This window comes from Patescibacteria group bacterium (genome assembly GCA_041667185.1).
GTDB lineage: Bacteria > Patescibacteriota > Patescibacteriia > SG8-24 > SG8-24 > JBAYFM01.
The window spans coordinates 105928-127190 of sequence record JBAYFM010000001.1; the positions used below are offsets into that span (position 1 = coordinate 105928).

Sequence of the window (21263 nt, forward strand, 5' to 3'; positions counted from 1 at the left end):
GTTATGTCCGACCCCCAACCACAACAAATCCCGATTGACGGCCACGCGCATGCGCTCATGAACACGATCGTCAATTACGACGAGGAGCAGTTCCAGTTGCTTATGATGTCGGGCGGACCGGCGCGGCTGTATATGTTGTCGCCCAAGCACGCCAAGCGGCTGATGCTGCTCCTGCAGAAACAGCTGGCCGATTACGAGGCCAAGTTCGGCGAACTCAAGACCGCGCTCGCCCAGGTCGCGAAAGGCACGACTAGTGAGGAAGAGGTCGGATTCAATACGAAGAAGTAAGTGCTGAAGTGGGGGGGGGTACTGGAGCGCTGAGGCCCAAACTTCTTAAGAGCTCCATCACTCCCGCACTCCCGCGCTCCTACACTCCAAGCCCATGTCCAAGGACTACTACGAAACTCTAGGGGTCGGCAAAGACGCTTCTGAAGAAGACATCAAGCGCGCTTTTCGCAAACACGCGCACCAGTGGCACCCGGACAAGCCGGGCGGCAACGCCGAGAAATTCAAGGAGTATAACGAGGCCTACCAGACGCTTTCCGACAAGGACAAGCGCGCCAAGTACGACCAGTTCGGCCACGAGGCCTACAAGGCCGGCGCGGCCGGCGGGGGACCGGGCGGCTTCGGCGGTTTCGATTTCTCCCAGGGCTTCGGCGGCCCCGGCGGCATCAAGTTCGATTTCGGCGACGCCGGTGGCATGGGCGGCCTCGGCGACATTTTCGGCGACATCTTCGGCGGCGCCGCGGGCGGAGGCAGCCACACCCGCACCCGCCGTGAATCCCGCGGCCGGCACATCGAGATGGATCTGAGCCTCACTTTCCTCGAAGCCGTCTTCGGCGCCGAGCGCGACCTCGAGGTCTACAAGCATCTGCCCTGCGATACTTGCAATGGTTCCGGTGCGGAGCCGGGGAGCAAGGTCGTGGATTGCAGCCAGTGCGGCGGTTCCGGCCAGATCATGACCGTTCAACGGACCATTCTCGGCAACTTCCAGAGCGCCGTGACCTGCCCCAAGTGCCGCGGCGCCGGTCGCGCGCCGGAGAAAGCCTGCCGCCAGTGCGGCGGCGACGGCATCGTCAAAGGCGTGAAGAAACTCAGTGTCAGGATCCCGGCCGGCGTCTCGGACGGCGAGGTGATGCGCGTTACCGGCGAGGGCGAACCTGGCAAGCGTGGCGCGCGCTCCGGCGATCTCTATCTCAACCTGCGCGTCGCCGCCGATCCTCGCTTCACCCGCGACGGCGCCGACATCCGCAGCCGCTTCGAGGCCACGATCGCCCAGGCCGCGCTCGGCGGCGCGGTCAGCGTCGAGACCGTGGACGGCGAGGTCGAACTGAAACTTCCGGCCGGCACCCAGCCGGGCCAGGAATTCCGCCTGCGCGGCAAGGGCGTCCCGCTGTTGCGCCGCTCCGGTCGCGGCGACCATCTGGTCACTGTCACGGTCGCTATCCCCAAAAAGCTCACCCGCGAACAGCGCCGGCTGCTGGAAAAGTGGGAGGATCTGTAAGTGCGCGCGTCGCGAGCGGCAACGACGGCAAATAAGGCGGGCGTCAGCCCGCTTTTCGGTATAGCCAAGGCTGCCTGGAGATGGTATAATTCAGATACTTGAATCAATTGGCGCATCCAACAGCCATGTTTCTCTTCCAAGCCGAAGTCGTGACCAATTCGCCGGACGTCGTCGCCGAAGTCGTCAAAGTCGGCAACGCTACGGCTGATTATGTCAACCAGATCAACTGGTCGGCGCCCTCCTGGGACCTGTTCATCGTCCTGTTCTTCGTCGTGACGGTGTTCCTCTACGGCTTGTCGCTCGGCCGCGACCGCATCGTCGTGATCCTCGTCTCCATCTACATGGCGCTCGCGGTGGTTTCGAACGCGCCGTTCATTGACCAGCTCCGCTTCTCCAGGGCCGGCGGCCAGATTGCGGCTTTCCGCATCGGCGCTTTCGTCGGCATCTTCGTGCTGCTGTTCTTCCTCCTGTCGCGCTCGGTGCTGCTCAAGACTTTTTCGAATCTCGCGTCCGGCAAATGGTGGCAGGTCCTGGCGTTCTCGATCCTGCACGTCGGTCTGCTCGTGAGCATCACGCTTTCGCTCCTGCCCGCCGACGCCGTGAGCCATCTCGCGCCGTTCACCCGTTCGCTTTTCCTTTCCGATGGCGGCAAGTTCATCTGGATCGTCGCTCCGATCATGGCGATGGTGACGTTGAAAGGGGACTGAGCGCTCGACCAAAAACATACGACCGAACCCGCTCGCCGCGGGTTTTTTGCTTGGGCGAGACGCGCCAGATTTTTACCGCGCAGTCTCATTCTCGCACCAGCTGTTCGTATCACGACTCTCGCTTCGAGTCCGCCTGAAAACAAATAGCGTCCGCGAGGGACGCTATTCGCTGATCAAGATATTTGTTCGCTTCGGTCAGCGTCCGGCGGTAATGTTTACGGGACTTTTTCCTCAACCGGGGCAGCCGGCGGCGCGCTGGGCGGCGCGATGATCTCTTCCAGTGCGGCGGCGGCCACTCTTATTTCCACGGCTTTGATCGTTTCCGCGTACTCGATGTCTTGGCTGGCCACGACTTGGATGTTGGTGTTCGCCTGAAGATCCTTGATCGCGATCTCCGTCAGTTTCTCGCTCGACGGTATGATCAGCGGTTCCGTAATTTTGCCGCTCAGCGATTCAGCCAGTAGTTTCTTTTGCGCCGCTTCGAAGGCCGCCAGCTCTCCCGCGATCTCTTTGTCCGACTTCAGCGAGACCAGGAGGACCTTGCCGCCCTCGGCGAGCGTGATGCGCCGCTTGGCTGGCAGCGGGTCGGCAAAGGGATTCGTCGGCACGGTCGAAGTTTCGATCTCGAGATAGTCCTGGCCGACGGTCACTATCCGTCCGTTGATGAGTTTCACTTCGACTTTCTGTTGTCCTTGCTGCAGATCCAGACCCTGTACCTTCAGCCAGTTGGCTTCCAGTTCCTGGATTTTGTTCTTAGTCGCAACAGCGGCCAAGGCGCTGGCTTTGTTCAGGCCCAGGTAATAACCGCCGGCTCCGCCAATGACCAGCGCGCCAATGACCAGCGCGGCCACCGCAGACTTATAATTTTGCATAGATAGATCCGGCTTAAGATTCAGATTGATTTCAGTATACCACCGGCTCTTTTTGAGGCTCGAATAAGATTGTGGATAACTGAAATGATGCGCCTGCTTTTTGGCTCGTCCATATGATATAGTAGAGCCACTCAGATAAGAGCCGGTCTTGAGGCAAGATCGGATGTCGTCATATGTCGGAACGAGACAATAAGCCGGGGGGTGCAGGAAAAAGATCTCACATCGCGTTGATGGCGGTTGTTTTCGTGTTTGCGGCTGCGGTTTTTCAGATCTTGTTCGGTGCCAGCGATAGCTCCGTCTTCGCCGCCACCTTCAATCCGCCCAGCGCCCAGCCGCCGGAAGGCAACATTCCGGTCACGGTCTGGAATCGCACCGACACCACCGCGAAGCAGGCCGCGGCCGCGATCGAGATTGACGGCGGTGGTCCGGCTGAGGCTGGCAAACCCGTCGGCATTTCCGTCGGCGACATCGGCCTCGATCTGGGCAAGAACCTCGGCGGCCAGAATCTTTATTACGGTTTCGCGCCCTACGCGAACATGAACGCTGGCGACCGCCTGCTGCTCCTGCAGACTTCGGACGCCGGCGTCTGGACCGACCGCGCCTCCCTCGACCGCGACGGCAATCTTTCCGTGAGCGGCTGTTTCGGTCCCGTCTTCCGCGGCGTCACCACTCTCAAATTCAATGGCAATCTGAACGACACCGCCGGCGGTTATTTCACGGCCAACACTTTGTGCGTGCCGCAATTCGGCGCCGGAGCCCACGTCTGCGCGACCGCCGAGATCCTGAACAGCATCAAGTGCGCCGGCGCCGGTTCGAAGATCAAGGATGTCGCCATCAACGGACAGGAAGCCTGGATCCAGGACGGACCTCCCGGTTACACGGCGCCAGCCAACGACTGCCAGGGTTGGCAATCCAAACTAGCGAATCATCTCGGACGCATGTGGCGGTTCCAGTCGTCGAACGGCGGCCAGGGATTCCTGACCACCTGCAACCAGGATGTCGTTTTCGCTTGCTGCCGTTGAGCATCAAACCATTATTTGTCTATGAAGCGTCTGACCGATCATCTCGCCGCCAAAGCCGCCGTTATTATCGGAACAATGGTTTGTTCGGTTTTCGTCGTCATGGCTCCGGCCAGCGCTTTTGTTTGTCCCGCCACGGATCCGACGGGAGCCATCAGCTGCACCGGCTCCAATCGCTGGTGCGGCAATACCTGTCAGCTGGAGCCGACCTGTCCCATCGCGCCCGACACCCAGAAGACCAAGCTGATCTGCGGCACCTGCGCCTGCGGTTGCCCGGATGATAAACCGAACAGCTGCTCCGGCGCGTACATCTGCCAGAAGAGCAATGCGACTTGCGATCCTCTGAATAAGGTTTCGGTCTGCAGCGCCGCGGACGACACTATGGTTTGCGGCGGGTGCAAGGCCAGTTTCACGATGTGCCCCGGCGATCTTTGTAAAGCGACGACCAGCGCTTCGTGTCCGTCGCCGGCAGTGTACGATCCTTGTACCGAGAAATGTGTGGAGAAGTATGTCCTGACCAAAGCCTCTTATGCTCTGCCGACCACGGTCGTGCCGCAGGATGTTGATATCAAGATCGCGGGCAACATGTCTCTGACAGCCGGCGATCTGACTCTTTCTGACGGTAAGGCTATTCGTGCCGACGGTGCGGGGGAGACTATTTTGAACATCGGCAACTGGGGCGCCGGCGCGACCGGCGTCAGAGCGGTCGTCTACGGCTCGCTCATGGCGAACGGCATTTCGACGCTGAGCGGCGATCTTACGACGGAACCTGAAACTCTGGAGACCGATCGGTTGTGTCTCGGCAAGACCGCTCCGGTCTGCCGCGACTATTGGCCGCTCGGCTTGCCGGAATCCGCGGCTGCGAATGCTACACTGCGCTACGACGGTTCCAACTGGACCGCCTCAACCCTGTTGTCCAATGATACGGCCAATGTCGGCATCGGTACGGTCGCTCCGGAAAAAACCCTCGACATCTTCGGTCAGACCGGCGGCGTCATCCTGCGCCTGAATCAGGATACCGGCAGCGCTCTCTGGACCGGCCTGTCGCTCGCGAGACAGAAAGCGGAGAAGTGGTTCCTGGGACTCGAGACCTTTGACGATCGGTTCATCATCCGCCGCAACGCCACGACTAACGATCTGGTCATCAGCAGTGCGGCTGGCACGGCCGGATATGTCGGTCTTGGCACCGACACGCCGGATCAGAAGCTTGATGTTCGGGGAACCGTCGCTATGCAGGGTTTTCAGATGTCCGGCGGCGCCGCGGATAAATATGTTCTGACTTCGGATGCGAACGGTTTTGGCACTTGGCAGAATCTGGTCGGTCTGCCGGAAACGGCCGCGGCCGGCGACACGCTCCGTTATGACGGGGCCGCGTGGATCAAGAATAGTTTCTTATATAATGACGGATCCCGGATCGGCATCAGCGAGACAACGCCAGGTTTCCGCCTAGATATCAGCGGCAGCGAAGCCGTCCTGCCCATCACCCGTCTTTCCGGCCCGCCCTTGGCCAAAGTGTGGACCGGCTTGCGGCTTGACCGCGCGCGCGATGCCGAGCAGTGGTACATGGGCATGGATGACGCCACAGAGGATCTTCTTTTCCGCAACGTCAATCTCGGCGTGACCGACGATCTGAAGAACGCCGTGCGCATCTCAGCGGCCGATGGCACGCTGTCCGCCAACAAGTTCAAACTGGCCAAACCCACCACTGACGGTTTCGTCATGCAGAGCGATGCTTCCGGCAATGCCGACTGGGCTTACATGCTGGCGGCTGACGAATGCACCGGCGGCAAGATCTACAAGCTGACCGCGGCGGCCTATAACGGCAGCCAGGGCGGATACAAAGGTCTGGACACCATTTGCCGCGGCGCCGAACCGGATGAGAAACAGCATGTCTGCACGCCGGACGAGGTTCTGCGCAGCTCTTATTGTCTGTCCGCGGCCGAATGGTCGCTCTTCGTCGGCCAGTCGGCTTGGGTCGCTTCCGGTCCGCCGGGCTTTACCGCGCCAGCCGTCAACGACTGTAATGGTTGGACGACATCGACCGGTTACGGCGCTTTCTGGTCCTTCGATGCGAACGGCGGCATCGGTTATGCGACCTCTTGCGCTGTCGCTTTGCCGGTCGCCTGTTGCAAACCCTGATCTCATCAATTTTTCACTCCGATCCTATGGCTAATCCGTCATCTCCGCGTCTGACAGCCTTTCTCATCACGGGTCTTCTGACCCTCTCTGGATTCGCGGTTTTGCCGGTTCCGGCGGCGGCGGAGTGGGATTGTCTGGATGCCTGTCGCGCCGAGAATCGGAGTCCGAAGACCACGCCGTTCAGCTGTCCTTCGACTCCGAGCAAAGCGGTTTGCGGTTCGGCCCCGAATTATTCTTGCTACCTGGACGCCAAGACCATGTGTCCGGATTCGCAGAAGCGTGACTGCGGCCAGGCGAATTGCCCGCTCGTTTGCAATACCGGTTATCCCTGCGGCAGCGTTCCCAACTGCACCGCGGCCACTTCGGTCGCCTACGCGTCCTGCTCCGGCACCTCCGGTTGTCCCGTGAACGGCGTCTTCACCGGTCAGTGCAGCCAGATGGGTTGTCCGTCCGGCCAGAGCGTTTGCAGCGGCAATAACACCTGCATGGTGACTTCCTGCTCGCCGGGTTTTATTTTCAACAGTTCGACCTGCGCTTGCGATACTCCGTTCATCCAGAAGAATTTGCCGAGCGGCGACTCCGGTTCGGCCATCGTCCAGGGCGACATCAAGTCCACGGCTGGCAATCTTGTCTTGACCAGCACCGCCAATGGCCAGGGCGACATCTATCTGCCCTCTGGCAAGGCGATTCGCGTTGATGATGCTGGTCCTTCGATCTTGAATTTAGGCAACTGGGGCGGCGGGACTTTCAATCTGATCGTCGATGGCCTCGCTCAATTGACTGCTCTGCAGCTCGCGACTGACGCCGGTGCCGGCAAGGTCCTGACCTCGGATGCGACCGGTATAGCGACCTGGCAGACCTTCGCGTCTGGTCTGAGCGGCAATGGCACGACGAATCAGGTCGCCAAGTTCACGGGTGTTTCAACCCTCGGTGACTCGACCATTACGGATGACGGCGTGAATGTCGGCATCGGTGATACGACGCCTGAGCAAAAATTGTCGGTTGACGGCGGTCTTTTCGTTGACGCTTCCGGCAATGCGCACGCCATCGCGGATCCCAACATCGCCCTCATTGTCGATGGTGCGGCTGGCAAGGATATCCTGCAGCTGCGCGATGTCGGCGCGAATACCAAACTGACGGTCAAGGATAGCGGTATCGTGGTCGTGGGCGGCACGACGCCGGCCGCCGGCAACCCCGCGTTCGAGGTTCAGGGAGGGTCGGTGTTGTTCAGCGGCAACGTCGGAGCCACGCCGACATCAGGCAATGGTTTCCGGTTGATGTGGATTCCCGTGAAAGGCGCTTTCCGCGCCGGCTACGGTTATTCGGATTATTGGGACGATGCCAATATCGGTTATTACTCCGCGGCGTTCGGTTCGCAGTCCAAGGCTTCCGGACAGTACTCTTTCGCCGCCGGCAACGGCCAGGCGACCATGACTGGAGCTACCGCGATCGGTTACAGCGTCGTTGCTTCCGGTAATTGGTCCTCGGCCCTGGGCTACGTCAGTACCGCCAGCGGCAACATGTCGTTCAGCGCTGGCGGCAACAACCTCGCCAGCGGTTACGCGGCCACGACGCTGGGCCGGTCCAATACCGCCAGCGGCAATTATTCGATCGCGATGGGATACACTTCGACGGCCACCAGCATCAACTCCGTGGCCATCGGCACCTCCAACACTGTCAGCGGCAATTATTCGGTCGCGCTGGGTTATATGTCAGCCGCTCCGGGATACAACTCCGTGGCCATTGGCAACAGCGCGACGGCCGGCGCCGCTGGCGTCGGACCGAGTTTCGCCATCGGCACCGCCGTCAGTGCGACCGGACAGGGATCGATCGCCATCGGCTCGGGCCTTGATACTTCCCAAAAGATGGTGAACGCCGCGAACAACACTTTCACGGTCGGATTGAACTCGACTGTGCCGACTCTGACCGTCTCGGGCGGCAATGGCACGGTCGGCTCGGTGGGCACGGTGACCGTGGCCGGATCTTTGGGGGCCAACGGCGGCGTCACAGTCGATGGAGCGGTCGTGATTGACGATGGCGCTGGTTGGCATCGCACGTACGGTGATACTGGTTGGTATAACGGCACTTATGCCGGCGGCTGGTATATGACCGATCCCACCTATGTCCGCAGCTACAATGCAAAGTCGGTGTTGGCGCCGGCACTTGTCGATCAGAACGACGCGACTTATTACGTCGACCCCAACTCCATCTCTAAACTGAACGCCGTTGTCGCTCGGGCTTTCGTAGACTTTGATGATGCCGCTAAATACGTCAATCCTTCCGACGTGTCGTACATGAATACGATACATCTGACTGGCGATGTCACGCTCAATAACACGCTGCATGTCAGCAGTGAGTGGTCTCAGTGTATCTATAACGGGCAGGGCAATCCTTTGTCGTATTACATCAGGGCTAAAACCGGTCGGGACATGTGTTTCCTGACTTGGGTGGGCCTCAGGGATATCGATGGTGCAGACGAGGATAGCTGGTGCAAAGTGGTTGATGCCGGATCTTACTGGGCCATGGAGATCGAGACTGATGATGATTCCGATGCTTGTTGCGCGGCGAGGTGCCTTTATTGGGATGAATGATCCGGGATTGGAGTCGAAGCCGCTCCGTGTGGAGCGGCTTTTTGGTTGGCGTTGATTTGATTTTAAAATCATCAGACGGTTTTGAGCCCATACTCCCGCACTCCGTCTCTCCCGCACTCCGTCTCTCGAAAAATCGTCTGGCGGTTTTATGATTAGAGCGAGATGAGGCGGTTTTAGCCTGAATGAGGTCTCGCAGCCTCACTTGAATAAGCCGCCCGGAAGGCGTATCCTGCTCGTATCTATGGCCATCAAACTGCACAATTCGCTCACCAAACAGACCGAACCGCTGAAGCCCGTCAGAAAGGGCGCGGTCACCGTTTATAACTGCGGCCCCACGGTCTACGATTACGTCCACATCGGCAATCTGCGCTCGTTCCTGCTCGCCGATCTCCTCCGACGCCACCTTGAGGCGCGCGGACTCGAGGTCAAGCAGGTCATGAACATCACCGATGTCGGCCACATGCTCGCGGACGCGGACGTCGGCGAGGACAAGATGGAGGCCGCCGCCAGCAAGGTCGGCAAGACGCCTCAGGAAGTGGCCGCTTTCTACACCGAAGCTTTTTTCCGCGATATCGACCGCCTTGGCGTCCGGCGCGCCCATGTCTATCCCAAAGCCAGCGAACACATTCCGGAAATGATCGCCGTCATCGAGAAGCTGCTGGCGAACGGCCTCGCCTACAAGGTCGAGGAGAATGGCGGCACGAGCATCTATTATGACGTGGCCGCGTTTCCGAAATATGGCCAGCTTTCCGGTAATTCCATCGAAGGGTTGAATCCCGGCGCTCGCGTCGAGGTCCGTTCCGAGAAGAAACATCCGGCTGATTTCGCGCTCTGGATCCACAACCCTCAACATCTCCTGCAGTGGGACGCGCCCTGGAGCCGCGGCTATCCGGGCTGGCACATCGAGTGCACGGCCATGTCCATGAAATATCTCGGCGAGAGCATTGATATCCACACCGGCGGCGAGGACAACAAGTTCCCGCATCACGAATGCGAGATCGCCCAGGCCGAAGGCGCGACCGGTCGCGAATTTGTTCGCGTCTGGCTCCACGTCACGCACCTCATGGTCGACGGCGAGAAGATGTCCAAGTCCAAAGGCAACTTCTACACGCTCGACGACTTGATCGCCAAGGGTTATTCGCCGCGCGAGGTCCGTTATCTCTTGATGTCCACGCATTACCGCCAGCCGCTCAATTTCACCCTGCAAGGTCTCGAGTCCGCCCGCGGCGCGCTCGATCGCCTGGATTCTTTCGTTGATATCCTGGCCGCTTATTCAACTGAATTGGCCGGACGCACGGCTGGAGCCGCCGGCAAGGCCAGTAAGGAGTTTCTCGCCGCGCTCGATGAGGATCTGAATGTCGCCGGCGCCCTGGCCGTCGTGTTCGATCTGGTCCGCGAGGCGAACGAGGCCTTGGCCGCCGGCAAGCTGACCCTGAAAGAAAAAGAGGCCGCCGTGAAGTTCATGAAGACCGTCGGCGAGGTGCTGGGTTTCGCTTTCGGCCGCAACGTCACCGAGGCCGAGCTGCCAGCGAGCGTGAAACTGCTGATCGACCGCCGCGACGAGGCTCGCCGCGAGAAGCGTTTCGCCGAGTCCGACCGCCTGCGCGACGAGATCAAAGCCGCCGGCTTCCAGGTCGAGGATACTCCCGCCGGCCGCCGGATAAGACGCGTCTAGCCTCCGATCATCATCAAAAAGCCGCCCTCCACGGGGCGGCTTTTAGGTGCGGAATAGCGGCTGCCGGTCACAGCCATTTTTTGCGGCGCAGGTAGCCGACCGTGACGGTCATCACGAGGAAGACGGTGCCGAGCATGAACCAGAAATCTCCCGGCCAGCCCAGGAACGGCATGTGGTCCGCGCGCATGGCGAAGACGGCCGCGACCAGGTTCATCGGGAAGATGATGAGCGCGAGCGCCGACAGCGCCTTGGTCGACTGGCTGGTCTCGAAGGTCACGAGCGAGACGTAGGATTCGTAGAGCGCGTCAATGGTGCTGCGGTCATTGTCGAGGAAGTCCCAGATTTCTTTGGTGTGTTCGACCAGATCCACGTAGTAGACGGACAGATTATTCATGTTGACGATCCGGTGCGCCGACGACATGAATTTTTCGATGATGTGCTTGTGGCCCTGCATGATCTTGCGCATGTCCACGATGTTCGATTTCACGCGCAGGATCTCCCGGATGGTCTCGGCGTTCGTTTCGCGGAACAGCTCGGATTCGAGCGCATTGATGTCGTTCGCCAGGTGGGTGAGCATCGGGAAACAGCCGGCGAGCAGCGAGTTCAGGATGGAGTGCAGCCACACCGCCGGGTTGGTCATGTCTTCGAGGGTGCAGAGCGGCTTCTGGCCGGAGAAACATTCGGCCAGGTCGAGGAGCGGCTTCAGGACGCCCTCATGGTTCGCCACCACGAAATTCTTGCCGATGAAGAGATCGAGTTCGGTCGCTTTGATGACCCGGGTCTTCTCGTCGAAGTAGGGGAACAGCAGGACTATGAAGATGTACTGCTCGCGTTCAAGTAATTTGGGACGCTGGTTCGGCGGCAGGCAGTCGCGCAGGTCGATATCCAGAAAGAACGGGAATTGTTCCCGGAGCGCGCCGATCGCTCGCGCCGAAGGCTGGGTGATATCCACCCATTTGAACCCCTCCCGTTCGTAGGTCTGTATTTTGAGGCCGTTGCGTTTGATGTTATTGATCATAGGTCAATTTTATCATGCCTGCCCGGCGGTCACCAAATTTCAGCCTTATTTCGGCGGAGCCACCTGTTAAGCAGCGCGATTTTATTGTATACTTATAAAGTAACCGTTCAGCCGGTGAAACTATGGGTTTAGGCGAGAATCGGGAGCTGCTGCGGCCGGCGCCAGGCGTCGAAAAGCAGCCCGGACAAGCTATCGCACACGAACAGGAGCCCTCGCGCGAAAAAGAACGCGTCGAGCGGGTTGATGCTGCCGTCGCGGCTCAGAACGAAGCCCAGCCCGCCTCGGTTCCCGCGGTTCCGGCCAAGTCCGCCGCCGCACCCGTTGCCGCCAAGGACACCTATCACATCCGCGTCGAACGCGTCCTCGAAGAGAATCTGGTCGAGGTCTATCTGGCCATGCCGCCGGCGGCGCGCGCCAGGTTCAAAGCCGAGGGTGAAGCGACCGCGTTGCGGCTCCGTTCGTTGATTGAACAGACCAAGATCCGGGCCAAGGACGTATTGAAATTGATCCTCCAGTGGCTAAAGATGATTCCCGGCGTCAATCGCTATTTTTTGGAGCAGGAGGCCAAGATCAAGACTGATAAGATCCTGTTGCTTGCCCAAGAGCATCAGAAAGAAAAAGAAGTCAGCGCGACCTGATATGGATTGGTTGAATATCCCTTTGAATATTCCGGGCTTGCCGGCGAATCTCACGATCAGCCAGATCATGACTGAGCCGCTGTTCTGGACCGTTGTTTATGCCGCCGCGGCCGTTGTCGCACTGCTTGTCGTCTGGGCCATTGTCAAAGCCGTCAGCCGGCGCGTCTACCAGACAGGCGTAGCGTTCAAGCGCGCCGTCCTGCTCGTGACTGTGCCGAAGGAGGCTCAGGAAAAAGGCGAGTCCGGCTCCCAGGAAAAATCGCTGCAGGAGGTTCAGGAAAGTATCGGCGTGATGGAAGCAGTGTTTGCGGCCATCGGCGGCCTGAATCCGGAAAAGGGGATGAAGGCGGGGGTGCTCGGCCGCGAGGACACCGTCTCTTTCGAGATTGTCGCTGATCACGGCCTCGTTTCGTTCTATATCTCCATGTCGCCGCGTCTGCAGGATTACGTCGTCCAGCAGATCCACGCCCAGTATCCGCACGCCCAGATCGAGGAGGTCGCGGATTACAATTGTTTCGTGCCCCGCGGCGTCGTGGCCGGAGCAAGCCTGAAATTCCGGCAGGCGTCCTATTTTCCGATCAAGACCTATCGCAAGCTGGAATCCGACCCGCTGAATTCGCTGACGAACGCGCTGGCCAAGGTCAGCAAGGACGATGGCGCCGGCATCCAGGTCGTCGTGCGGTCGGCGGATTCGTCCTGGCGGAAGCCGGCCCTGTCGATCGCGTCGGCCATGCAGCAGGGCAAGTCCTACAAGCAGGTCATGGCTGATCGCGGTGCATTGTCGCAGTTCAACAAGCTGTTCGCGCCGTCCAAGAAAAAGGAAGCCGGGCCGCCGAAGGAATACCGGCTGTCGCCGATGGACGACGAGATGGTCAAATCTTTCCAGGAGAAGGCTGCCAAGATGGGACTCGACGTCAATATCCGCGTCGTGGCGTCGGCCGCGGCCAAGGATCAGGCGAAGCTCTATCTCGACAACATCGTCGCCGCTTTCGGCCAGTACGGCCTGCCGCAGTTCGGCAATCTCCTGCTCAAGAGCAAGGAGTCTTCGGACAGTGTCGTGCGGAATTTCATCTTCCGGCATTTCATCGAAGACGCGGGCATGGTCATGAACAGCGAGGAGCTGGCCAGCCTTTATCACATGCCGCTGCCGTCGACCGAGACGCCGAACATCCGCTGGCTCACCGCCCGCAAGGCGCCGCCGCCGCAGAACATCCCGAAAGAAGGCCTCTATCTGGGCCAGATCGATTATCGCGGCGTGAAGACCCCGGTCCACATCAAGAAGAGCGACCGCATGCGCCACATGTATTGCATCGGCAAATCCGGCGCCGGTAAATCCGAGTTCATCGCCAATCTCGCCGCGCAGGACATCAAGAACGGCGATGGCCTGTGCATCATCGACCCGCACGGCGACCTCGTCGAGACCGTGCTTGGCATGGTTCCGAAAGAGCGCGCCGACGATGTGGTGCTTTTCGATCCCTCGGACGTCGAGCGGCCGATCGGCATGAACATGCTCGAGTCGCCGAGCGACGAGATGAAAGATTACGTGGCCGGCGAGATGATCGCCATCTTCTACAAGCTCTTCCCGCCGGAGATGATCGGCCCGATGTTCGAGCACAACATGCGGAATTTCATGCTGACGCTCATGTCCGACCGGGAGAATCCCGGCACCATCGCCGAGATTCCGCGCCTGATCGTCGATCCGGAATACCAGAAGCAGTGGACCGCCAAGGTCAAGGATCCGGTGGTGCTGAATTTCTGGCAGAAGGAGATCGCCAAGACCTCGGATTTCCACAAATCGGAGATGTTCGGCTATCTCATTTCCAAGGTCGGCCGCTTCGTCGAGAACGGCATGATGCGCAACATCATCGGCCAGCAGAAATCCGCTCTCGACTTCCGTAAGATCATGGACGACAAGAAGATCCTGCTCGTGGCGCTCTCGAAGGGCAAGATCGGCGACATCAACGCCAACCTGCTTGGCCTCATCATCGTGACCAAGCTGCAGATGGCCGCCATGGGCCGCGCCGACATGCCGGCCGAGAAGCGCAATCCGTTCTATCTGTATATCGACGAGTTCCAGAATTTTATCACGCCGTCGATCGCCACCATCTTGTCCGAGGCCCGCAAATACGCCCTGTCGCTGTACCTGTCGCATCAGTATCTCGGCCAGCTGTCGCCGAAAGGGGATAACGAGATCCGCGACGCCGTGCTCGGCAACGCCGGCACCATGATGATCGGACGCGTCGGCATCGAGGACGCGCAGTTCCTGGAGAAGGAGTTCCAGCCCGTGTTCAGCGCGTTCGATCTCGTGAACGCGGCGAAGTTCACTTATAACTGCAAGATGCTGATCGACAACCAGTCGTCGCGGCCGTTCAATTTTTCGCCGCCGCCGCCGGTCAAGCCCGACCGCCGGATCGCCGAGGCTATCCGCATGCTCTCGCGCCTCAAGTACGGTCGCGACCGCGCCATCGTCGAACAGGAGATCCTGGAACGCACCCAGCTCGGCGGCATCCCCGTGGCCGCTCCGCCCGCCAAATAGGCGGCTGGATCACGAAAAAACAATCAGATAGTTTTAGAGCATTTCTATCAGATAGAAATCCATCAGATTCTATCTGATAGTTTTCACGAAAAACAATCAGATAGTTTTAGAGAATTTCTATCAGATAAAAAATCAGAGCTGGCTCGCCTCCGGCGGAGAAGGGTCTCATTATCATCCGGGTCTGGTTGTCCTGCCGACTCATCAAATAAGATTCATATTCCTGTTTTTAGAGCCAAAAAAGTCCGGACAAAAAGGCCATTGACCGTCAGCTGGACTGGTGGTATCTTTTACGCCAACACGGCATCTTATTGCCGCCTATAGCCATTAATACCAAAACAAAGCTATGGAGGACAATCTCATTCCGAACAATGATATTCAGGCGCCAGAAACGGCGTCTTTTGTGTCTCCGGCCGCGTCCGTGCCGGCGGCGGATCCGGCTATTATTCCCATTCCGACAGCCGATCAATCAGTTGAAGGGTCTGCAGCCGTTGAAGCCGCAACCCCGGTTCCGGCCGCGCCGAACGGTGAATCCGAGGGTGTGCTCTCCGAATCCAACAAACAACGCGTCTGCCTCAAAGCGCTTCGCTCCATCGAGCGCGATATCGCCAATATCATCCGGTTGCTTGAGGGCGGCTCGAGCCCGCTAGTCGAGAACAGTACTCCGGCTCGCGGTCCGGCCATGAGCGACGCCGACCTGCAGGGCCTGCCGTCGGTCGAAGGACGCGTCATCGAAGGCGTTTTCGACGGCGCCAACATGGTCGGCTCTGATGGCAAGATTTACACCGTCCCGGCTAACTACGCTTCCAAGTCCAAACTGGTCGAGGGCGATCTCTTGAAGCTGACGATCACCCCCAAAGGTTCCTTTATCTATAAGCAGATCGGCCCGATCGAGCGTTCCCGCGTCATGGGCACTCTGGGCTTCGACGCCACGATCGGCGAATTCTACGCCGCTACCGAGAATCGCCGCTTCAACATCATCAAAGCCAGCGTCACGTATTTCAAAGGTGAACCCGGCGACGAGGCGGTCCTGCTCGTGCCGAAGAGCACTCCGTCGAAGTGGGCGGCTGTCGAGAACATCATCAAACGCAACCCCCTGGCGTAGTCTTGACGGGGGAGGTGCGCACGCTTCGGAACTCGGATATAATGGACCAGACGCGCCCGGCGATTCCGCCTGGCTGTGATTAACGCAGAACATGTCCCAGACCCTCTACCGCAAATATCGCCCCCAGTCTTGGGCCGACATCGCCGGCCAGAATCACGTCAAAGTGACCCTGGCTTTTGAGGTCGAGACCGGCAAATTGGCGCACGCCTATCTTTTTTCCGGGCCGCGCGGCGTGGGCAAGACGACCATCGCTCGTATTCTGGCCAAGGCTCTGAACTGCCTGGATCGCCGGGGCGGCGAGCCCTGCGGCAAATGCGAGAGCTGCGAGGCCGTGAACGAGAACAAGACCCTCGACGTCATCGAGATCGACGCGGCTTCGCATCGCGGCATCGACGCCGTGCGCGAGAACATCATCGAGAACGCCCGTTTCTCGCCGTCGCGGCTCAAATACAAGATCTTCATCATCGACGAGGTCCACATGCTGACCGCGGAGGCGTTTAACGCGCTCCTGAAGACGCTCGAGGAGCCGCCGGCGCAGACCGTTTTCGTTCTCGCTACGACCGAACTCCACAAGGTGCCGCCGACCATCATCTCGCGCTGCCAACGTTTCGATTTCCGGAAGATCCCGTTCGCGGACCTGGTGGAAAGATTGCATGGCATCTGCGAGCGCGAGGGCGTCAAAGTCGACAAGCGGGCCCTGGAAGAGATCGCCCGCAATTCCGACGGCTGTCTGCGCGACGCCGAGGGCCTGCTCGGCAAGGTATTGTCCTTGGGCGACGGCAAGCGCGTGAGTTATGACGAAGCGCTCGTCGTCCTGCCGCGGTCGAGTACGGCCCTGGTCAGCGCGTTCACCGAAGCGCTGCTGCGGCGCGACGGCCGCGCGGCGTTGTCCGTGATTGATGACAGCGCGGAGGAGGGGATCGACGCCGATCAGTTCACGGGCGACGTCATAGAGCTGTTGCGCCGCATCTTGCTTGCCAAGGTCACAGGCGACGTCAGCGCCGTGGTCATCGATATGGATGAGGAACAGAAACGCCAGCTCGAAGGCTGGCGCGAACTCCGCGAGGTCGGTGACCTGGTGAAACTGCTGGAACTCTTCATCGAGAAACGCCGCGACGTCAAACTCTGCCAGCCGCCGCAGCTGCCGCTTGAGATCGCCGTCGCGCGCTATTGCGCCGGTATGACCGACATCGTCGAGGAGTCGCCTCGGCCAGCGCCGCCGACCAAGCGCCCGGTCGTTCAGCCAGCCGCGCCTTTGGCCACTCCTAAAGCGCCGGCCGCGCCGGTGCAAAAGATCGAAGCGGCGCCGGAGATCCCGCGCGCGGTTCATATCGAGCCGACAGTTCCGGCAGCGGTCAGACAGGACGAAGTTTTGCCGCCAGCCGCCGCCGCTCCGCCGACAACGGTCGGATGCGTTTGCGGTTTCGATCTTGATGCCGTCCGCGCCAAATGGGGCGATTTCTTGCGCCTGGTCGGCGAAGAGAATCATTCTTTGACGTTCCTCCTGGGAGTCGCCGAGCCGGTCGAGATCGCGGGCGGCGTCGTCAAGGTCGGCTTCAATTACGTCTTTCACCGGGATAAGTTCAATTCCGCCAAGAACCGCCAGGCTGCCGAAAAGGCCATGTCGGCGCTTTTGGCCGAACCCGTCCGCATGGAGGGCCTGGTACTTGAAAGAAAGGTGGAAATGGTTAATAATGATCCGGCGCCGGCAGCTGCCGCGGCCGCTCCAGCCACCCCGGTCGACAGCCTCGCCGCGGCCTTTGGAGGCCGAGTGATGGAGTAGTGAAGCGATGGGCGCGTCGCCGAATGGCCGCTAAAAATCAACGATGCGGGATCGTCTAATGGTAGGACAGCAGACTCTGAATCTGCTTATCTAGGTTCGAGTCCTAGTCCCGCAGCCAACAAAATGAGACCTAGACGCCTAGGTCTCATTTTGTTATTCCCAAGACCGGGAGGGGTAAGGAAACTGGACGGCGGGGTATTACAATATATTGCCGATTTGATGAGGCTCAGTTATCGGTCGAACCGCGAGTCCGACCCCATGGAGGCCCTGCGACGCCAAGTCGCGAAACGTACCGTCCGAACGTTTCCTGAGTTTCTCTTCCGCCGTGATGCCCGAGCCGCAGACCCCGCACCTCATGAGTTTTGTGAAGGCAAACTCCTTGCCGTCCGTACGCTGGATGTTATCGCGCTTCAGCCTAGCCTGGACCCGGTCGAAAAGTTCCTTCGAGATGAGCGGCTCGGCCATTGGTGTAGAGCCGACCGCGCGGCTCACCGTTGGGGCCGATTTTGGTTGCGCCCTCGAGGGTCTTAGCCGGACGGAAGGTCCGGGTGTGCAGGGCGAGGTCGGTGAGTTGGAGGACAATCCTCTTTTTCATAGCGTGATAACAACCGATGTTGACGGTCTGGACCGACTGGCGTACAGTGGAAATACGCTTGTACGCATAATAAGCTTACACTATGGTGAGTAATAGTCAAACGATCGGTCAACGCATCAGGGATCTAAGGGACGATAAGGGCCTGTCGCTAAGGGAATTCGCGTCGAAGCTAAAGCTTTCCCCGGCCTTTGTATCGGATGTTGAACTCGGCAGGCGCTACCCAAGCCTGGAAATAATCCAAAGAATGGCCTCGGTCTTAGGTATTAGAAACGCGGAGCTTGAAGCCTACGACCCGAAACCCGTGGTCGAGGATATAAAGCGGCGCACTCTCCAGATGGACCCGGAACTTGGCTTTTTGATGCGGGGCAAACTAAAGAATGATGAGGATTACGAAGAATTGAAAAAGATGCTAAGAAAAATGGGCAAGAAATAGTCATGCTGCAATTTCGCACCACCAGCTCGCCGTTCAAGGAAAGGACCGTATTCAAAACGGTCGAATTTGAGCTGTTAGCGCTTGGTGAATTGCGGAAGGCGGGTTTTCTTCCATCCAGCCCTGAACCAATTCGTATCGAGGCGTTTATAGTGAAGCGTTTCGGTGTGACTCCGGACTACTGCGCCGAGCTGCCGGATGGTATTCTCGGCTTGACGACCTTTGGCAGTAATGGCCCGACCGACATAATGATTTCTAAGGAGTTGGGCGAGGACACGTCCGATGTTGGCAGGAGAAGGACAAATGCGACCCTCGCCCACGAGGCCGGACACTGCTTGCTGCACGCCTACTTGTTCGCCATCAGCGGACGTAAGGGCGGCGCATTACTCGGGAGGAGCACAAACGCGCCCGCTGCCGTAGCAGGAATCGACCTGTCCGATCCGCGTTTCCTTTGTCGCGACATCGGCACGAACGCCGCCGGAGGCTACAGGTGGTGGGAGTGGCAAGCAGACGCCATGATCGGGCCGCTCCTAATGCCGCGCCCGCTTGTCGACAGCCTGCTCCGGGCCGAATTTCAACTCGCGGCACCTTCGCCTAAGTCGGGGCAGACGTCATTGGAGGGGAGTGTCGCCATCGTCGCCGCAAAAAGGCTGTCGGACGTCTTTGACGTGAATCCTGTCGTCGCCCGTATCCGCCTCGAAAAACTGGGGTTCTCCATATCGCGGTCTTGACAGGAAATTTTTTTACTTGCCATGTCCGCTAAGTCCGCTTACAATATACGAAGTCTGATTACGTCGGAAACGGAAACGACGGCCTTTAGGGGCCGCCGTTCCCGGCGCCGACGCGGGGCCGGTGCAGGGCTCTCTTGGAGGAGATGCTGGTCGAACTGTACCACGGAAGCAATCGCGTTTCCATCCCCGTTAGGCCCGGACTTATTCACATAAGCCTGCTTATGGCTTACAGACCCGCGCACAAGACGGTCCACCGGAGCTCGGAATCCGGGAAGTTCGTGACGGAGCGATACGCCGATCGCCACCCCCGAACCACCGAGACCGAACGGTTCAGGATCCGTCGCAAGTAGACGCGTAAGGCGCGGGACGGCCGGTATAAGAGCCGCCGTCCCGCGCCGAGTCGCGGCGACGCGGCTGGGCTACACGGCAGGCACAAACTATGGCACAGACCATGGACATCCTCGGTTATCAGTTCAGTGGGCCGTACTCTATCGATGGCCAGTTCAATGGCGTCGCTGGGATCTACCTCGTCCTCACTCCGGCGAGGGATAAGGTTGTGGACGTCGGACAGACCGACGACCTCGGCCGGCGCATTCCGAGCCACGAACGCAAGCCCGACTGGAAGAGGTGCGGCGGAAGCGAGCTATGGTTCCACAGCGAAGCGAACGAACGGGTCCGCTTAGCGAAGGAATCCCGCCTCCGCACGGTCTACGCCCCGCTCTGCGGGGTCAGGTAGACAAAAGAAGGGGCCGGGATGGGACTTCGGCGATCCCATCCCGGCCAGCGGTCGCGGCTGGACCGTTTAGAAAGCGGCCGGTATATCCTCGATTTCAATCAATCTCATTCCATAAATTATGAATCACCCTTATGTCGTCATCAACTTCAACCCTCAACATCTCGTCAATCATCCCGCCTGATTTCTTTCAGAAGATTCAGGCTGAGGCGACCGCCCAAGCGACGGCCATTCTCGAGTCGACAATCGAATCACTGAAGCCAACTATCTGGCATCTCCTGCCGTTCGTGATCGGCGGCTTGGTCCTCATACTCGTCGTGGCTCTCATCAAAGCCGCGATGGGGCGGTGGGGTACACTAGGTAGTCTGTTGTACCACCTATTCTATTTCGGGATTCTCGGCATCATCCTTTGGATCAAGGGGCCGGGATTACTGTTCAGCGCTTATTTTGACCTGATAATCGCTGTACTCTATCCGTTATGTTATTGGCTGACAGGTCTGGTTCTTCAGGAGGCTGGGTTCACACGTCGCAGGTCTACGTTCGCCTGAGATTCAGCGCCGGCGCGAATCATGCGCCAGGAATAGAGGCTAAGCGCCCGAAATGAGACACGGCATTCCGGCCAACGGAATTCTCACCGTGTCTCATTTTTGACTCCGACCGGGAGCCGTCGGCGCGGTTCTCATTCGGCGCTCCAATAACCTCTCAACGGCCTGACCCGGTGGTGTTCCAGACCGGGTCTCACAGCCACGAACCACTCGCCCTCCGGGCTCGGGTTCATGGCAGGCCACTCATGGTCTGTCATGACTCGCTTCCAGAGCAAGCGGGTGTTTTATGTTACCGAAGGGTGAGTGGTTCGTGCCCTATACCGGAGCGCAGCGACTGGTATAGGGCCAGTTGACGCGACACGCGGCTATGCGGTAAGAACCCGTCCGTATGAAATTCACCTACGTCTACGTCCTACAAAGCAGCCGCGACGGAAACTTTTATGCTGGCATGACGAACGACCTGCGTAGAAGACTTTATGGACATCAATCGGGTAACAATATCTCTACGGCAAAACGACTTCCCGTCATTTGATTTTCTATGAGGCGTATCCAAGCGCTGCGGATGCACGACGACGGGAACGGTATTTTAAGACGACTAATGGCAAGACGACCCTCTGTGCCATACTGAGAGAGTATTTTTCATCA

The 21263-nt window shown here is 59.2% G+C and carries 20 protein-coding genes and 1 tRNA gene; 18 read left to right on the forward strand and 3 right to left on the reverse strand.

Annotated features, from left to right (window positions below; genetic code table 11):
• The first annotated feature begins 3 nt into the window (after window positions 1-3).
• The 3 genes from WCT10_00540 (at window position 4) to WCT10_00550 (ending at window position 2211) form a co-directional block, all read left to right on the forward strand.
• Window positions 4-288 (forward strand): DUF3467 domain-containing protein, encoded by a 285-nt coding sequence (locus WCT10_00540; protein ID MFA6603310.1) that lies wholly within the window; start codon window positions 4-6, stop codon window positions 286-288.
• 94 nt (window positions 289-382) lie between these two features.
• Window positions 383-1504, forward strand: coding sequence for a molecular chaperone DnaJ (gene dnaJ, locus WCT10_00545; protein ID MFA6603311.1), 1122 nt, complete (start codon window positions 383-385; stop codon window positions 1502-1504).
• Window positions 1505-1629: 125 nt separating this feature from the next.
• Window positions 1630-2211, forward strand: a complete 582-nt coding sequence (locus WCT10_00550) for a hypothetical protein (protein MFA6603312.1) — start codon at window positions 1630-1632, stop codon at window positions 2209-2211.
• 215 nt (window positions 2212-2426) lie between these two features.
• Here WCT10_00550 and WCT10_00555 read toward each other — a convergent pair whose 3' ends face one another.
• Window positions 2427-3083 carry a hypothetical protein gene (locus WCT10_00555; GenBank protein ID MFA6603313.1) on the reverse strand — a complete coding sequence of 219 codons (657 nt, stop codon included), beginning with the start codon at window positions 3081-3083 and terminating at the stop codon, window positions 2427-2429.
• Between the two features lie 230 nt (window positions 3084-3313).
• Here WCT10_00555 and WCT10_00560 point away from each other — a divergent pair, with 230 nt between their 5' ends.
• The 4 genes from WCT10_00560 to cysS all read left to right on the forward strand — a co-directional run bounded on the left by WCT10_00560 (window position 3314) and on the right by cysS (window position 10507).
• Window positions 3314-4105, forward strand: coding sequence for a hypothetical protein (locus WCT10_00560; protein ID MFA6603314.1), 792 nt, complete (start codon window positions 3314-3316; stop codon window positions 4103-4105).
• A 21-nt stretch (window positions 4106-4126) separates the two neighbouring features.
• Window positions 4127-6241: a hypothetical protein gene (locus WCT10_00565; GenBank protein ID MFA6603315.1), complete on the forward strand. Its 2115-nt coding sequence runs from the start codon at window positions 4127-4129 to the stop codon at window positions 6239-6241.
• 26 nt (window positions 6242-6267) lie between these two features.
• Window positions 6268-8832: a hypothetical protein gene (locus WCT10_00570; GenBank protein MFA6603316.1), complete on the forward strand. Its 2565-nt coding sequence runs from the start codon at window positions 6268-6270 to the stop codon at window positions 8830-8832.
• A 241-nt stretch (window positions 8833-9073) separates the two neighbouring features.
• Window positions 9074-10507: a cysteine--tRNA ligase gene (gene cysS, locus WCT10_00575; GenBank protein ID MFA6603317.1), complete on the forward strand. Its 1434-nt coding sequence runs from the start codon at window positions 9074-9076 to the stop codon at window positions 10505-10507.
• Window positions 10508-10574: 67 nt separating this feature from the next.
• Here cysS and WCT10_00580 read toward each other — a convergent pair whose 3' ends face one another.
• Entirely contained in the window at window positions 10575-11525 is a 951-nt protein-coding gene (locus WCT10_00580) for a magnesium transporter CorA family protein (GenBank protein ID MFA6603318.1), read from the reverse strand.
• Window positions 11526-11647: 122 nt separating this feature from the next.
• On the opposite strand from WCT10_00580, the gene WCT10_00585 reads away from it, so the two are divergent.
• From WCT10_00585 to WCT10_00605, 5 genes are all read left to right on the forward strand, one after another.
• Complete coding sequence (locus tag WCT10_00585; protein ID MFA6603319.1) at window positions 11648-12163, forward strand: hypothetical protein; 516 nt, start codon at window positions 11648-11650, stop codon at window positions 12161-12163.
• A gap of 1 nt (window position 12164) precedes the next feature.
• Window positions 12165-14699 (forward strand): DUF87 domain-containing protein, encoded by a 2535-nt coding sequence (locus tag WCT10_00590; protein ID MFA6603320.1) that lies wholly within the window; start codon window positions 12165-12167, stop codon window positions 14697-14699.
• A gap of 343 nt (window positions 14700-15042) precedes the next feature.
• Window positions 15043-15801: a hypothetical protein gene (locus tag WCT10_00595; protein MFA6603321.1), complete on the forward strand. Its 759-nt coding sequence runs from the start codon at window positions 15043-15045 to the stop codon at window positions 15799-15801.
• Window positions 15802-15892: 91 nt separating this feature from the next.
• A complete protein-coding gene (dnaX, locus tag WCT10_00600; GenBank protein MFA6603322.1) occupies window positions 15893-17584 on the forward strand; it encodes a DNA polymerase III subunit gamma/tau in 1692 nt (563 codons plus the stop codon).
• A gap of 44 nt (window positions 17585-17628) precedes the next feature.
• A tRNA-Gln gene (locus WCT10_00605) sits at window positions 17629-17702 on the forward strand.
• A 297-nt stretch (window positions 17703-17999) separates the two neighbouring features.
• Here WCT10_00605 and WCT10_00610 read toward each other — a convergent pair.
• Window positions 18000-18179 (reverse strand): hypothetical protein, encoded by a 180-nt coding sequence (locus tag WCT10_00610; GenBank protein MFA6603323.1) that lies wholly within the window; start codon window positions 18177-18179, stop codon window positions 18000-18002.
• Between the two features lie 82 nt (window positions 18180-18261).
• Between WCT10_00610 and WCT10_00615 the strand changes: the two genes are divergently transcribed.
• The 6 genes from WCT10_00615 (at window position 18262) to WCT10_00640 (ending at window position 21150) form a co-directional block, all read left to right on the forward strand.
• Window positions 18262-18612, forward strand: a complete 351-nt coding sequence (locus WCT10_00615; GenBank protein MFA6603324.1) for a helix-turn-helix transcriptional regulator — start codon at window positions 18262-18264, stop codon at window positions 18610-18612.
• 2 nt (window positions 18613-18614) lie between these two features.
• Window positions 18615-19340, forward strand: a complete 726-nt coding sequence (locus tag WCT10_00620) for a hypothetical protein (protein ID MFA6603325.1) — start codon at window positions 18615-18617, stop codon at window positions 19338-19340.
• Window positions 19341-19561: 221 nt separating this feature from the next.
• Window positions 19562-19690, forward strand: a complete 129-nt coding sequence (locus WCT10_00625; GenBank protein ID MFA6603326.1) for a hypothetical protein — start codon at window positions 19562-19564, stop codon at window positions 19688-19690.
• Between the two features lie 89 nt (window positions 19691-19779).
• Window positions 19780-20076, forward strand: a complete 297-nt coding sequence (locus WCT10_00630; protein ID MFA6603327.1) for a GIY-YIG nuclease family protein — start codon at window positions 19780-19782, stop codon at window positions 20074-20076.
• Window positions 20077-20207: 131 nt separating this feature from the next.
• Window positions 20208-20621, forward strand: coding sequence for a hypothetical protein (locus tag WCT10_00635; GenBank protein ID MFA6603328.1), 414 nt, complete (start codon window positions 20208-20210; stop codon window positions 20619-20621).
• Between the two features lie 385 nt (window positions 20622-21006).
• Complete coding sequence (locus WCT10_00640; GenBank protein ID MFA6603329.1) at window positions 21007-21150, forward strand: GIY-YIG nuclease family protein; 144 nt, start codon at window positions 21007-21009, stop codon at window positions 21148-21150.
• The last annotated feature ends 113 nt before the right edge of the window (window positions 21151-21263 follow it).

What these genes read in the sequence shown, in the direction of transcription:
- WCT10_00635 (MFA6603328.1), top strand. Translation starts at nt 20,208, where the DNA reads ATGTCGTCATCAACTTCAACCCTCAACATCTCGTCAATCATCCCGCCT.
- WCT10_00620 (MFA6603325.1), top strand. Translation starts at nt 18,615, where the DNA reads ATGCTGCAATTTCGCACCACCAGCTCGCCGTTCAAGGAAAGGACCGTA.
- WCT10_00580 (MFA6603318.1), bottom strand. Translation starts at nt 11,525, where the DNA reads ATGATCAATAACATCAAACGCAACGGCCTCAAAATACAGACCTACGAA.
- WCT10_00565 (MFA6603315.1), top strand. Translation starts at nt 4,127, where the DNA reads ATGAAGCGTCTGACCGATCATCTCGCCGCCAAAGCCGCCGTTATTATC.
- WCT10_00560 (MFA6603314.1), top strand. Translation starts at nt 3,314, where the DNA reads ATGGCGGTTGTTTTCGTGTTTGCGGCTGCGGTTTTTCAGATCTTGTTC.
- WCT10_00555 (MFA6603313.1), bottom strand. Translation starts at nt 3,083, where the DNA reads ATGCAAAATTATAAGTCTGCGGTGGCCGCGCTGGTCATTGGCGCGCTG.
- WCT10_00590 (MFA6603320.1), top strand. Translation starts at nt 12,165, where the DNA reads ATGGATTGGTTGAATATCCCTTTGAATATTCCGGGCTTGCCGGCGAAT.
- WCT10_00550 (MFA6603312.1), top strand. Translation starts at nt 1,630, where the DNA reads ATGTTTCTCTTCCAAGCCGAAGTCGTGACCAATTCGCCGGACGTCGTC.
- WCT10_00630 (MFA6603327.1), top strand. Translation starts at nt 19,780, where the DNA reads ATGGCACAGACCATGGACATCCTCGGTTATCAGTTCAGTGGGCCGTAC.
- cysS (MFA6603317.1), top strand. Translation starts at nt 9,074, where the DNA reads ATGGCCATCAAACTGCACAATTCGCTCACCAAACAGACCGAACCGCTG.
- WCT10_00625 (MFA6603326.1), top strand. Translation starts at nt 19,562, where the DNA reads ATGGCTTACAGACCCGCGCACAAGACGGTCCACCGGAGCTCGGAATCC.
- WCT10_00585 (MFA6603319.1), top strand. Translation starts at nt 11,648, where the DNA reads ATGGGTTTAGGCGAGAATCGGGAGCTGCTGCGGCCGGCGCCAGGCGTC.
- WCT10_00540 (MFA6603310.1), top strand. Translation starts at nt 4, where the DNA reads ATGTCCGACCCCCAACCACAACAAATCCCGATTGACGGCCACGCGCAT.
- dnaJ (MFA6603311.1), top strand. Translation starts at nt 383, where the DNA reads ATGTCCAAGGACTACTACGAAACTCTAGGGGTCGGCAAAGACGCTTCT.
- WCT10_00595 (MFA6603321.1), top strand. Translation starts at nt 15,043, where the DNA reads ATGGAGGACAATCTCATTCCGAACAATGATATTCAGGCGCCAGAAACG.
- dnaX (MFA6603322.1), top strand. Translation starts at nt 15,893, where the DNA reads ATGTCCCAGACCCTCTACCGCAAATATCGCCCCCAGTCTTGGGCCGAC.
- WCT10_00640 (MFA6603329.1), top strand. Translation starts at nt 21,007, where the DNA reads ATGAAATTCACCTACGTCTACGTCCTACAAAGCAGCCGCGACGGAAAC.
- WCT10_00570 (MFA6603316.1), top strand. Translation starts at nt 6,268, where the DNA reads ATGGCTAATCCGTCATCTCCGCGTCTGACAGCCTTTCTCATCACGGGT.
- WCT10_00610 (MFA6603323.1), bottom strand. Translation starts at nt 18,179, where the DNA reads ATGAAAAAGAGGATTGTCCTCCAACTCACCGACCTCGCCCTGCACACC.
- WCT10_00615 (MFA6603324.1), top strand. Translation starts at nt 18,262, where the DNA reads ATGGTGAGTAATAGTCAAACGATCGGTCAACGCATCAGGGATCTAAGG.